Consider the following 13379-nt stretch of genomic DNA (forward strand, 5'->3'; position numbering starts at 1 on the left):
TGGACCAAACGCGCTGAAAATCGTCATCAGTGCTAAAAATGATCATCTACCAATCAAATCGAGCTAAGGGCAAGCATTGTCAGTCAGATTGAAAACACTGTATAAATAACCAGACAAATCGCTTGGGAGCTGCCTTTATGCTGGTGCACCTGTCCGTACATAACTACGCCATTGTTGAACACCTCGATCTGGAACTGGATCGGGGCATGAGTGTAATCACAGGTGAAACCGGTGCCGGCAAGTCGATCATGCTCGACGCCCTCGGTCTCACTCTGGGCGATCGCGCTGACAGCGGAGTCGTGCGGCCCGGCGCCGACAAGGCCGATATCCTCGCAACATTCGACCTGTGCGATATACCGGAAGCTCGTACATGGCTTGCAGAGCGAGACCTCGACAACGACGGTCCCTGCATCCTGCGAAGAGTCATCACCGCCGAGGGCCGCTCGCGCTCCTACATCAATGGCTCGCCGTGCCCCCAGGGCGATCTGAAATCGCTGGGCGAACTGCTCATCGATATTCATAGCCAACACGAACACCAATCCCTGCTCAAGACCGACACTCATCGTCGCCTGCTCGACGCTTACGCCGGCGCCAACGATCTTGCGCGCCAGGTGCAACTTGCCGCTCAACGCTGGCGCCAGACGCGACAAGAGCTGGAGCGCCTGTCCAATTCCGGTGATGAACAGCGAGCCAAGCATCAGCTACTGAGCTACCAGCTTGAAGAGCTAGAGAGCCTGAGCCTGGGTGAAGAAGAGCTTCTTCATCTGGAGCAGGAGCAGAAAAACCTGACCAACGCCGAGAGTCTGCTGAGCATTTGCCGTCAGGTCGTCGAGCAGTGCAGCGAGAGCGACTCCGGCAATGTGCTCAACGCGTTGACCGCAAGCCTAAATCGCCTGAGCAGCGTCGACAATTCGCCTGATGCTCTGAGCGAAGCGACCAACCTGCTGTCGAGTGCGCAGATTCAAGTCGAAGAAGCAGTGGGAGAAATCAATCGCTTTCTGGACCGCTTTGATGCCGACCCAGCGCGGCTGCAACAGGTAGAAGAACGACTGGACACCATCTACACGCTGGCGCGCAAACATCGCGTTCAACCAACAGAAGTTTCGGCGCTGCATCAAAAGCTGATGGATGAAATCGAGACGCTCAACGCCAATGACGAGGCCATCGAGCGGCTCGAAAACGAGCTTTCCTCTTATGCCCGTCATTATCAGGAAAAAGCGAGAGAGCTGAGCGACTTGCGTCATCGTGCAGCCCCTGAACTGGCGATGGCGGTAGAACAGGAGATTCAGCGACTGGGCATGCCTGGAGGCCGGTTCACCATTGAGCTGCTAGTCAACAGCGACAAGGAGCTGCTGCCTCATGGCCTGGAGCACGTCGAATTGCTCGTCAGCGCAAACCCTGGGCAACCTCTAAAAGCGTTGGCCAAAGTCGCATCAGGCGGCGAATTATCACGTATCAGCCTGGCGATTCAGGTCATCACTGCTCAGACGTCCCGCGTACCGACACTTGTCTTTGACGAAGTGGACGTGGGCATTGGCGGGCCTACTGCGGAGATCGTCGGGCAATTGCTGCGCAGGCTGGGCGAGCGCGGCCAGGTGATGACGGTGACCCACTTGCCACAAGTAGCTGCGCAGGGGCATCAACACTTATATGTACACAAAGTCAGAGAGCAAGACGCAACCCGCACTGCCGTCTCCAAGCTGAGTAAGAATGAGCGCGTTGAAGAGGTGGCACGCATGCTGGGCGGTATCGACCTCACCAAAGAATCTCTGGCCCACGCCAAGAAGATGGTGGTCACGGCCAAGTCCTGAGCGAGAAACTTGAAGCAACAAAGGCGACCCGAGGGTCGCCTTTGTTTTGTGCGAGAAAAAGACTTACGCCTTTTTGTTACGCACGTAGAGCACCAGATTGTGGTCCACCAGCTCAAAGCCGTGCTTGACGACGATGGCCTTCTGCAACTTCTCGATTTCTTCGTCGAAGAACTCGATAACCTCTCCAGACTCCACATTGACCATATGGTCGTGGTGACCGCCATCTGCCAGTTCAAACACAGCATGACCGCCGTCGAAGTTGTGGCGAACCACCAATCCGGCTGCTTCGAACTGAGTCAGAACACGGTAAACCGTCGCAAGACCGACGTCTTCACTGGCCTCCATGAGCGCCTTGTAAACGTCTTCCGCACTCATGTGACGTTGCTCGGCAGAATCGAGCATTTGAAGGATTTTGACCCGCGGCAGGGTCACTTTAAGTCCAGCTTTGCGTAGTTCGCTATTTTCTACCATGGTCAGCTTTCTCGCAGACGCTGCTTCGCAGCTTCTCTTAATGCAGGTATGATCGGGGTTTACGTTGTCCCAGCCAAGATAGTGGAAGTCGCCCACCGATGCAAAACACCAAGCTCCTGCTAACCAGTTTCACCCTCGTGGGACTGCTCGCACTCGCCGGTTGTTCATTCCCCGGGGTTTACAAAATCGACATCCAGCAGGGAAATGTCGTCACGCAAGATATGATAGACCAGTTGAGGCCGGGAATGACCCGCCGACAAGTGCGGTTTATCATGGGCAACCCTCTGCTGACCGACACTTTCCACGCCGATCGCTGGGATTACCTTTACAGCCTGCAGCCAGGTGGCGGCGAACGCCAACAAGAGCGTATTGCGCTGTTCTTCAACGCCAACGACCAGCTAGCAAGCCTTTCAGGTGACTTCAAGCCGGGCGTGAGTCGCGATGAAGCGATCCTCGGCAAAGGCAGCGATACCAGCACAGGGCCCGAAAACAAAGGCGAGCAGCCCAAAGCCGATGAGCCACCCAAGCCTGGCTCATTGCTTGAGCAGATCCAGAACGACGTGGACAAGATTGAAACGGTTCCGGTCCCAACCCAAGAACCACTGGACACAAATCCGCGCTAATCCGCAGATAGTTGTGCTCAGAAAGAAGCCCGGCATGCCGGGCTTTTTTACGTCTGCTCAATCGAGCCGATCAAAAACTTAAATCGTGCTTTCGCCTTTTTTCGCTTGGATTGCCTTCGCTGCACGCAATCGGCGGACCTCTTTAGGATCCGCCAGAAGGGGGCGATAAATCTCTATGCGCTCGCCCTCCTTCAGCAAACGGATCTCGGGATGGGGGACGCTCTTACCGAAGATTCCTACGGGACAATGCTGCAGATCCAGCTCAGGAAACACTGCACCGATCCCGCTCAACGCTAAAGCCGCACGAACAGTCGTACCCGGCTGCACATAAAACGTCAGCAGAACCTGGCGATCAACTGCCGCGTAAACAAGCTCGACAGTGATCATCGTCTCAGCCCTGCAGCTCTTTGGCTCGCTGGCAAAAAGCATCAACCAGCGTGTTTGCCGCCTGATTGAAAAGTGGACCCAATGTTGCGCGCACAATAGGCCCGGCGTAATCGAAGGAAAGGTCCAGGCTGATCTTGCAGGCCTTCTCACCCAACGCCTTAAAGGTCCAGACGCCATTCAACTGGCTGAACGGGCCTTCCTCCAGATTCATCTCGATGGTCTGGCCGGGCGTGAGCGTATTGCGTGTAATGAAGTGCTGACTAAGACCGCCCTTCGCCACCTCCACTCGCGCACGCATCAGAGAGTCATTTTGCTCCAGTACCGTAGTGCCCGAGCACCAAGGCAAGAACTCCGAATAGCGGGAAACATCATTGACCAGGTCGTAAAGCACCTGGGCGGGGTACGGCAGCAAGGCCGAACGTTGAATATGCGTAGTCATGTCAGCGTCATTTCCAAAGCTGAGCGGCAAATACAACCAAAATGCCGATCGGCGCCACATAGCGCATCAAAAAGAACGTCAAAGCGAAAAGTACCGGACTGCGGATCGACAACTCGTCGCGCACCGCCTCACGGCCCATCACCCAACCTGCGAAAACCACAAAGCACAAGCCACCCAGCGGCAGCATGATGCGTGAGGTGAAGAAATCGATCACCCCGAAAAAGTCCAGGCCGCCCACTGCCCCCCATTGATAGAGGTGGAACGCACCGCCATCGTTCACGAAAAATTTGGCCTGTTGCCAGATATTGAACGAGAACACCGTACCCAATCCGACGAACCAGCAAATGAACGAAAGCCAGAATGTCACCCAGCCGCGCCGCACTTTCGTGCGCTCTACAAGGTACGCCACCATCGGTTCCAGTAGCGAAATGGCCGAACTCCACGCCGCGACTGCAACCAATACAAAGAACACGACACCCATCAGTTGCCCGAACGCAACATTGCCGAAGGCAAAAGGCAGCGTCACGAACATCAGCCCAGGGCCTTCACTTGGGTTAAGGCCGGCAGCGAACACAATCGGAAACAACGCGAGGCCGGCCAGCAGCGAAACGAAAGTATCGAGTAACGCGACACCCACGACCGTGGCGCTTATCGAGGCGTCCTTGGTCATGTAGGCGCCGTAGATCATGATCGATCCAACGCCGACGCTCAGCGAGAAGAACGCATGCCCCATCGCGGGCAGCAAGCCGTCCAACAGCTTCTCGGGCTGGAAGTCGAACATGAAATGCACGCCTTCCATGAAGTGCCCGGTGGTCAAGCTGTAGCCCAGCAAAATCACCATCAGAATAAACAGCAACGGCATCAGGATCCGCAAGCTGCGCTCAAGACCAGCATTCACGCCTTTGGCGATGGTGATTGCCGACAACAGCATAAACAGCGTGTGCCAACCGACCAGCCGCCATGGATCAGCGATCATGACGCCGAAGAAACCGCCGACCTGATCCGCCGTCACACCCTGAAAGTCTCCCTTACCGACGTCCAGGATGTATTCCAGCGACCAGCCGCCCACCACGCTATAGAAAGACAGGATCAGCAGCGCCGTTATCATCCCGGCGAATGCACCCCATGACCACTTCGTGGAATGCCCCGCTTCACGCGCCAGCACCTTGAGCGCGTTGGCCGGACTTTGCCGGGAGCGTCGCCCGATCAGCGTCTCGGCAATCATGACCGGAATGCCGATCAGCGCGATGCAAGCCAGAAACACCAGCACGAACGCGCCGCCGCCATAGACGCCTACCATGTAGGGGAATTTCCATATACTGCCCAAACCTACCGCGGAGCCCGTGGCGGCCAGGATGAATACCCAGCGACTCGCCCAGCTACCGTGGACAGAAACCTTGTCCGTCGACATCGTTGACACGTCCAGCACGCAAAAAAGATCGCGCATTGTCCGGCATTCAATCAACGTGCTCAAGCACGCAGGTTGACCATAGCCGACAACGCGCCGAGTCCCTATAATGCGTCGCCTATGGCTAAGCTCAAGAAACATCCCACAGGGACCATCGCGCAAAATAAAAAGGCGCGTCACGATTACTTCATCGAACACAAGTTCGAGGCCGGTCTGGTCCTGGCTGGCTGGGAAGTAAAAAGCCTGCGTGCCAATAAGGTGCAGCTGGTGGACAGTTACGTGCTGCTCAAAGATGGCGAGGCATGGCTGATGGGTAGCCATATTTCACCTCTGTCGACGGCCAGTACTCACGTCATCGCTGATCCGACACGCACCCGTAAACTATTGCTCAACCAGCGCGAGCTGGAAAAGCTCACGACCTCGGTGCAGCAAAAAGGCTATGCCTGCGTGGCCTTGGCGCTTTACTGGAAGCAGCACTTGATCAAGTGCGAAATTGCTTTGGGCAAGGGCAAGAAGGAATACGACAAGCGCCACACCGAACGCGAACGCGATTCGGACCGTGAGCTTCAGCGTGCGGTGCGCAGCAAAGGCAAGGATGATTGATCTCTGAACTGCCGCTCGATTATGTAGGGGCGAACTTGTTTGCGAGGCGTTGCGTCAGGGCAACCGCGTAACGCCTCTCGCCAACAAGTTGTCTCCTCCAGACTGTCTCCTCCAGAAAAAACCGGCGCGAACTCAAATCCCGTTGCGCCGCTCGGCTCTCGCCGTGCGTTGCACCTGCTGCCGCACCTCTTCCAGAACCTCCTGCACGTACAGCAAATGTCGGCTCGAGACCTCTCGTGCATCGTCTGCACGCCCTTCAATGATTGCCTGATACAGCTCACGGTGCTGACTGATCAGCATGTCGCGGGTTTCCGTGCGCTGTTTGTACATCCCGCCAATATTGGTGACGACGTTTCGCGTCAGCAGGTCGAACAAGCCACGGATCGTATGCAACAACACGGCGTTGTGACTGGCTTCGGCGATTGCCAAATGAAAGCACGCATCGGCAGCGCCCTCCTCCGCACGACTCACCTCATCGACCCGGCTGTAGCAGTCCTGCAACGCCTCGAAAGCTTCACGCAATCGAGCACGGTCAACATCTGTCGCACGGATTGCCGCGTAATAGGCGCATGAGGCCTCCAGCGTGTGGCGAAACTCCAGCAGATCGCGTTGCGCCTCGTTGCTGCTTTCCAGCAAATGCAGCAATGGGTCGCTGAACGTGGACCCCAGATTTTCAACCACGTAATTGCCCCCGCCCTGACGACTAAGCAACAACCCTTTCGCGGTGAGCTTCTGTATCGCTTCCCTCAGGGAAGGTCGCGATACACCGAACTGCTCGGCAAGCGCACGCTCGGCAGGCAATCGCTCGCCCGCCCTGAGTGTGCCCTCCAGAATCATTCGCTCGAGCTGCTCAACGATATCGTCAGACAGACGCCGCTGGCGCACCTGATCAAAGCCCATAACCGCTCACTCCACATCCCCGACCGTTTTCGGGGGCGCATATTCTCGCTGATTGTCGGCCGACATTCACGCGACAGATAACACACCGAACTGCGCTTGAGCAGATACCCCACCCATGTGCGACAAAAGTTCTAGAGCGACAAATTGACACGGCATCACTAAGGCTTTTAACCTAGCGCCTAGACATTGTAAATTGGTATTACCAATTTTTAAGATGCCGGCGATTGATGGTCATCCACCACTTTCGCTGCAAGCCTTTCGCGACGGCGAAGGGCTTGAGCTGGTGAGCTGTGCGACTCGTTCGTCAGCATCAGCAGGACGACAGCGCAACTGAAGTCGCCTGCAGGAGCCGCGCACGTACGACATGGACACCGGGCCTAACCAACAACAATTAGGGGCCTCATACATGCAAACCTGGCAACAGCTCTACACACCGCTCGGCAGTCTTGGACTATCCGCCCTCGCCGCTGTCATACCCATCGTGTTTTTCTTCTTTGCACTGGCCGTGTTCCGGCTTAAAGGGCATGTCGCCGGCACCATCACTTTGGTACTTGCGGTTCTGGTTGCCATCTTCGCGTTCCAAATGCCGGCCGGCATGGCCATCGCAGCGGCGCTTTACGGCTTCTGTTACGGCTTGTGGCCCATCGCATGGATCATCATTGCGGCAGTCTTTCTCTACAAACTCACGGTCAAGAGCGGTCAGTTCGAGATCATTCGCAGCTCGGTCATGTCGATCACCGACGACCAGCGTCTGCAAGTCCTGCTAATCGGCTTCTGCTTCGGTGCATTCCTTGAAGGTGCTGCAGGTTTCGGCGCACCGGTCGCCATCACCGCCGCATTGCTTGTAGGACTTGGGCTGAACCCACTGTATGCAGCTGGCCTTTGCCTGATAGCAAACACCGCGCCGGTCGCATTCGGCGCACTGGGTATTCCGATCATCGTCGCCGGACAGGTGTCGGGGCTGGATGCGTTCAAGATTGGCGCGATGGCGGGCCGTCAGTTGCCACTGCTGTCGGTGTTCGTACCGTTCTGGCTGATGTTCATGATGGACGGCTTGCGCGGTGTCAAAGAAACGTGGCCAGCAGCCTTGATCGCGGGCGGTAGTTTCGCTGTCGTACAGTTTTTGACGTCCAACTACATAGGCCCGGAACTGCCGGACATCACCTCGGCACTTGTCAGCCTGATCTCGCTGACGCTTTTCCTGAAAGTCTGGCAGCCCGCTCGCGCCGGCGAAACCCAAGTGGCCAGTGCTGGCGGTGCAGCTGTAACGGTCGCTGGTGGGCCTGGTGGCTTCGGTCAGCCGCGCGCCACTACAAAATCCCCTTACTCGCTCGGCGCCATCTTCAAGGCGTGGTCTCCGTTCCTGATCCTCACCGTGATCGTGACGATCTGGACGCTCAAGCCATTCAAGGCCCTGTTTGCCGCCGGTGGCGCGCTTGAAGCCTGGACCATGAACATCGCCATCCCGTTCCTGGACAAGATGGTCATCAAAGGCGCGCCAATCGTCGCAACACCGACGCCAATGCCCGCGATCTACAAGTTCGACCTGATCGCTGCGTCGGGCAGCGCGATCCTGTTCTCGGCCATTCTGGCGATGATCGTTTTGCGCATCAGCCCAAAAACAGGTCTTACCACTTTTAAAGAAACGCTGTTTGAGCTGCGCTGGGCCATCGTGTCCATCGGCATGGTGTTGGCCTTTGCCTTCGTCATGAACTTCTCGGGCATGTCGTCGACCCTCGCACTGGTCCTGGCTGGCACGGGCGCTGCGTTCCCGTTCTTCTCCCCGTTCCTGGGCTGGCTCGGCGTGTTCCTGACCGGTTCCGATACCTCGTCGAACGCCTTGTTCGGGTCGTTGCAAGCGACCACTGCGCACCAAGTGGGCGTCAGCGACATCCTGATGGTTGCCGCCAACTCAACAGGCGGCGTGACCGGCAAGATGATTTCGCCACAATCAATCGCCGTTGCGTGCGCGGCCACTGGCCTGGTGGGCAGGGAGTCCGACCTGTTCCGCTTCACGCTCAAACACAGCATCTTCTTCGCCACCATCGTGGGCTGCATTACCTATGCCCAGGCGTACTGGTTCACCGGCATGCTGGTTCACTAACGAGACGAGTGTCGGGCGCACACCTGTGCGTCCGGCAGCAGCCCAACTCACTCAATGTAGCGAGACCCCATGATCATTTCTGCCTCCACCGACTACCGCGCAGCTGCACAACGCAAGCTGCCGCCCTTCCTCTTTCACTACGCCGACGGCGGCGCATACGCCGAGCACACCCTGCGTCACAACGTTTCGGACCTGGCGAGCATTGCCCTGCGCCAGCGCGTTTTGAAAAACATGTCCGAACTAAGCCTGGAAACTTCGCTATTTGGCGAAAAAATGAGCATGCCGATTGCCTTGGCGCCGATCGGGTTGTGCGGCATGTATGCACGCCGCGGCGAAGTTCAGGCCGCGCGTGCGGCCGCATCCAAAGGCATCCCGTTCACCCTATCCACGGTTTCGGTCTGCCCGATAGAAGAAGTCGCGCCGGCTATCGATCGCCCCATCTGGTTTCAGCTGTACGTGCTCAAGGACCGCGGTTTCATGCGCAATGCGCTGGAGCGCGCCAAAGCCGCCGGCGTCAAAACCCTCGTATTCACCGTCGACATGCCCGTCCCCGGTGCGCGTTATCGTGACGCGCATCACGGCATGAGCGGCGCAAACGGGCCGATGCGCCGCGTCCTGCAAGCCATGACCCATCCGCAATGGGCCTGGGACGTCGGCGTAAATGGTCGCCCCCACGACCTGGGCAATATTTCGACCTACCGTGGCAATCCAACGGGCCTAGCCGATTACATTGGCTGGCTGGGAAACAACTTCGATCCGTCGATTTCCTGGAAGGACCTGGAGTGGATCCGCGAAGCGTGGGACGGCCCGATGCTTATCAAGGGCATCCTTGACCCCGATGACGCCCGCGACGCGGTGACATTTGGCGCCGACGGCATCATCGTTTCCAACCACGGCGGCCGTCAGCTCGATGGCGTGTTGTCGAGCGCCCGGGCGCTGCCCGCCATTGCCGACGCGGTGAAGGGTGAACTGAAAATCCTCGCTGACTCAGGCATTCGCAGCGGTCTGGACGTGGTGCGCATGATCGCCTTGGGTGCCGATGCGGTGCTGATCGGTCGCGCATTCATTTACGCCCTGGCCACCCACGGCGAAGCCGGCGTGAAAAATCTGCTGGACCTGTTCGAAAAAGAGATGCGCGTTGCGATGGTGCTGACCGGCGCCAAATCCATCAGCGAGATCACTCGCGATTCACTGGTTCGTGAACTGGGCGTCTGAGCCCACGTAACTGCCACACCCAAAGCACGCGGCACGTCAGAGGCCGCGGCACCAAAAATGATTGCATGAGGAAGACCGCATGAGCCTGCCCGCCTCCTTCCTGACCGATGTAAAGCGGTTGATCCCCACCGAGCGCCGCTTTGAAGACGCGCTGTCCACATTGGCGTTTGGCACCGACGCCAGCTTCTACCGGCTTATCCCAAAACTGGTCGTGCGCGTCGAATCCGAAGACGAAGTGGTTGCGCTGCTCAAGCTGGCTCAGGTCGACAAGGTCCCGGTTACCTTCCGTGCAGCCGGCACCAGCCTGTCGGGGCAAGCCATCAGTGACTCGGTGCTGATCGTGCTGGGCGACAACTGGAACGGTCGCGAAGTGCGTGCCCAAGGGGGGCAGATTCGTTTACAGCCAGGCGTGATTGGCGCGCAAGCTAACGTGTGGCTGGCACCGTTCGGTCGCAAGATCGGTCCAGACCCCGCGTCTATCAACGCGGCCAAGATTGGTGGCATCGTCGCTAATAATTCCAGCGGCATGTGCTGCGGCACCGCGCAAAACACCTACCACACGCTGGCCGGAATGCGCGTCGTACTGGCCGACGGCACACGCATCGACACCGAAGATACGGCAAGCATCGCAGCCTTCCGCGCCAGCCACGCCGACCTGCTTGAGCGCTTGGCAACACTGGGCCGGGAAACCCGCGCCAACACCAAGCTGGCTGCCAGAATCCGCCACAAATACCGTCTGAAAAACACCACCGGCCTGTCATTGAATGCGCTGGTCGACTTCGAGGAGCCGCTGGATATCCTCAGCCATTTGCTGGTGGGCTCTGAGGGCACATTGGGGTTCATCAGCGCGGTGACCTACGACACAGTGGTCGATCACCCACACAAGGCGTCGGCGCTGATCGTGTTTCCGGACGTTGAGACATGCTGCAATGCTGTATCCATCCTCAAAACCCAGCCGGTTTCCGCCGTTGAGCTACTTGACCGGCGGAGCATGCGCTCGGTGCAGAACAAGCCGGGCATGCCGCCCTTTGTGCGTGAGTTGTCGGAGAACGCCTGCGCGCTGCTGATTGAGGCCCGCGCCGCGACCCAGCCGCTGCTGCATGAACAACTGGCGCAGATCATGGCGTCCATCGCGCACTTCCCGGTGGACAAGCAAATCGACTTCACTGAAGACCCGCAGGAAAACGCGCGTCTGTGGGCCATCCGCAAAGACACCTTCCCCGCTGTCGGCGCCGTGCGCGAGACCGGCACCACGGTGATCATCGAGGACGTGACCTTTCCGGTCGAACAGCTGGCGATGGGCGTGCGTCGGCTGATCGAGCTGTTCGAAAAGCACCTTTATGACGAAGCGATCCTGTTTGGCCATGCGCTGGAGGGCAACCTGCATTTCGTCTTCACCCAGGGCTTCAACGACCCTCAGGAAGTGGCGCGCTATAAGGCATTCATGGAGGACGTAACCCAATTGGTAGCGGTGGAGTTCAACGGCTCGCTCAAGGCCGAGCACGGCACCGGCCGCAACATGGCGCCTTTCGTCGAACTGGAATGGGGCAGCGACGCTTATCAATTGATGTGGCAACTCAAGCGTTTGCTCGATCCCAACGGCATTCTCAACCCCGATGTGGTGCTGAGCACTGATCCGCAGATCCACCTGAAACATCTGAAACCGATGCCTGCGGCTGACGGGATCGTCGACAAATGCATCGAATGTGGATTTTGTGAGCCGGTGTGTCCGTCCAAAGGACTGACCTTGAGCCCACGCCAGCGCATCGTCATCTGGCGCGAGATTCAGGCGAAAAAACGTGCGGGTATCGATACCACAGACCTGGAGCGCGACTATCACTATCAAGGCATCGAAACGTGCGCCGCCACCGGGCTTTGCGCACAGCGCTGCCCGGTTGGAATCAACACCGGCGAGCTGGTGAAAAAGCTGCGCGCTCGCGAGGCCACGCACAACAAAACGGCAGGCTGGCTGGCGAACCACTTCACGACTGCGTTGCAAGGCGCACGCTTCACACTGCACGCCGCTAATGGCGCCCGCATGTTGCTGGGCGCGCCTCGACTGGCGAAGTTTTCATCGGCGCTGAGCAAAGCCTCTTCAGGACGCATCCCACAGTGGACGACGGCAATGCCACAGCCAGAAAACGCCATTCGCTTCACGCCTCCGGTCGAAGATCAGCGCCCAAGAGTGGTTTATCTTGCGGCCTGCGTGTCTCGCGTAATGGGGCCCGCAGCGGGTGATCGTGAGCAAATGTCGCTGCTGGAAAAGACCCGTGGGCTGCTGGAAAAGGCTGGCTATCAAGTGGTGTTCCCCGAGGATCAGGAGAGTTTGTGCTGCGGCCAACCCTTTGCCTCGAAGGGCTACGCAGCGCAGGCCGAGGAGAAGCGCCAGCAATTACTCGCCGCGCTGACCAAAGCCAGCCGAGGCGGGCTCGATCCCATCTACTGCGACACCAGCCCATGCACATTACGGCTGGTTCAGGACCTCAAGGAAACGCGGCTGGATCTGTACGACCCGGTGCGTTTCATCCGCACTCACTTGCTCGACAAACTGGTATTCACGCCTCAGCAAGAAGCCATCGCCGTTCACGTCACCTGCAGCACTCAGCACCTGGGCGAGAGCCAGGCGCTGATCGAACTGGCGCGCATGTGCAGCGTCAACGTGGTCATCCCGGAAGGCATTCATTGCTGTGGCTTTGCCGGTGACAAAGGCTTCACGACGCCGGAGCTGAATGCCCATTCGCTGCGCACGCTCAGGGGCGCCGTTCAGCACTGCCATGAGGGGATTTCCACTAGCCGAACCTGTGAAATCGGCCTGACTCAACATGGCGGTATCGACTACCACGGGCTGGTGTACCTCGTGGACCGCGTCACTCAACCCAGAACCGCTTGATAGCAACCTAGGGGCGGAGTTCGCGGCCATTTTGTTACGTGATGTGTGATGTGGCTTTTTCACATTATTGTGAAAAAAAATAGAACCCCTGCGTTTGGTCAGAGTCAGTTTATTTAAGCCCCACGAACAACGACGAGGCTTATCAATACTCTCGGACATCGGCCTTACACGGCGGCCATACCGAGTCCCCAGGTTAAAGGAGATACAACATGAAGCGCACAGCACTCACTGGTTTGTTCCTTACCGCTGCACTGATGGGTTCCCCGGTATTCGCGGCTGATGACCTCTGCGGCGCAAACCTGCAGGCCTTGAAGGACGCTCACACCTCTACAAGCACCAACATGAGCGCCGACAGCAAGGATGAGATGGAAAAAACCATCGCATCGGGCGAAAAAGCAAAAGCGGCCGGCAATGAAAAAGAATGTATCTCTATCACCACCAAGGCGATCACTCAGCTGAAAACCATGGGTTCGGGTAGCGAAGGCGCCAAGTAATCTGGGCGTCTGACCAGTCAAAAGCTGGTCAATG

The 13379-nt window shown here is 57.9% G+C and carries 12 protein-coding genes; 7 read left to right on the forward strand and 5 right to left on the reverse strand.

The annotated features are described in order from the left end of the window. Positions 1–137 precede the first annotated feature (137 nt). Positions 138–1811 (forward strand): DNA repair protein RecN, encoded by a 1674-nt coding sequence (gene recN, locus OYW20_RS22025; protein WP_268798015.1) that lies wholly within the window; start codon positions 138–140, stop codon positions 1809–1811. Between the two features lie 63 nt (positions 1812–1874). Here recN and fur read toward each other — a convergent pair whose 3' ends face one another. Then, positions 1875–2282 carry a ferric iron uptake transcriptional regulator gene (gene fur / locus OYW20_RS22030; protein ID WP_268798016.1) on the reverse strand — a complete coding sequence of 136 codons (408 nt, stop codon included), beginning with the start codon at positions 2280–2282 and terminating at the stop codon, positions 1875–1877. A 98-nt stretch (positions 2283–2380) separates the two neighbouring features. Here fur and OYW20_RS22035 point away from each other — a divergent pair, with 98 nt between their 5' ends. Then, on the forward strand, positions 2381–2905 hold the full coding sequence (locus OYW20_RS22035; protein ID WP_268798017.1) for an outer membrane protein assembly factor BamE: 525 nt from the start codon (positions 2381–2383) through the stop codon (positions 2903–2905). A 78-nt stretch (positions 2906–2983) separates the two neighbouring features. Here OYW20_RS22035 and OYW20_RS22040 read toward each other — a convergent pair whose 3' ends face one another. The 3 genes from OYW20_RS22040 to OYW20_RS22050 are packed head-to-tail and all read right to left on the reverse strand — an operon-like array spanning position 2984 to position 5142. Then, positions 2984–3292 (reverse strand): RnfH family protein, encoded by a 309-nt coding sequence (locus OYW20_RS22040; RefSeq protein ID WP_268798018.1) that lies wholly within the window; start codon positions 3290–3292, stop codon positions 2984–2986. A 4-nt stretch (positions 3293–3296) separates the two neighbouring features. Then, a complete protein-coding gene (locus OYW20_RS22045; protein WP_268798019.1) occupies positions 3297–3731 on the reverse strand; it encodes a type II toxin-antitoxin system RatA family toxin in 435 nt (144 codons plus the stop codon). A gap of 7 nt (positions 3732–3738) precedes the next feature. Further along, complete coding sequence (locus tag OYW20_RS22050) at positions 3739–5142, reverse strand: sodium-dependent transporter (protein WP_268801207.1); 1404 nt, start codon at positions 5140–5142, stop codon at positions 3739–3741. A 117-nt stretch (positions 5143–5259) separates the two neighbouring features. On the opposite strand from OYW20_RS22050, the gene smpB reads away from it, so the two are divergent. Continuing rightward, positions 5260–5742 (forward strand): SsrA-binding protein SmpB, encoded by a 483-nt coding sequence (gene smpB / locus OYW20_RS22055; protein WP_268798020.1) that lies wholly within the window; start codon positions 5260–5262, stop codon positions 5740–5742. Between the two features lie 132 nt (positions 5743–5874). Here the strand turns inward: smpB and OYW20_RS22060 are convergent, their stop codons facing one another. Further along, positions 5875–6642 (reverse strand): GntR family transcriptional regulator, encoded by a 768-nt coding sequence (locus OYW20_RS22060; protein ID WP_268798021.1) that lies wholly within the window; start codon positions 6640–6642, stop codon positions 5875–5877. 406 nt (positions 6643–7048) lie between these two features. Between OYW20_RS22060 and OYW20_RS22065 the strand changes: the two genes are divergently transcribed. From OYW20_RS22065 to OYW20_RS22080, 4 genes are all read left to right on the forward strand, one after another. Further along, positions 7049–8746: a lactate permease LctP family transporter gene (locus OYW20_RS22065; protein WP_268798022.1), complete on the forward strand. Its 1698-nt coding sequence runs from the start codon at positions 7049–7051 to the stop codon at positions 8744–8746. Positions 8747–8815: 69 nt separating this feature from the next. Then, on the forward strand, positions 8816–9961 hold the full coding sequence (lldD, locus tag OYW20_RS22070) for an FMN-dependent L-lactate dehydrogenase LldD (RefSeq protein WP_268798023.1): 1146 nt from the start codon (positions 8816–8818) through the stop codon (positions 9959–9961). A gap of 79 nt (positions 9962–10040) precedes the next feature. Continuing rightward, positions 10041–12851, forward strand: a complete 2811-nt coding sequence (locus OYW20_RS22075; RefSeq protein ID WP_268798024.1) for an FAD-binding and (Fe-S)-binding domain-containing protein — start codon at positions 10041–10043, stop codon at positions 12849–12851. Positions 12852–13060: 209 nt separating this feature from the next. Further along, positions 13061–13345, forward strand: a complete 285-nt coding sequence (locus OYW20_RS22080) for a hypothetical protein (protein ID WP_268798025.1) — start codon at positions 13061–13063, stop codon at positions 13343–13345. Positions 13346–13379 lie beyond the last annotated feature (34 nt).

Source organism: Pseudomonas sp. BSw22131 (assembly GCF_026810445.1).
GTDB lineage: Bacteria > Pseudomonadota > Gammaproteobacteria > Pseudomonadales > Pseudomonadaceae > Aquipseudomonas > Aquipseudomonas huanghezhanensis.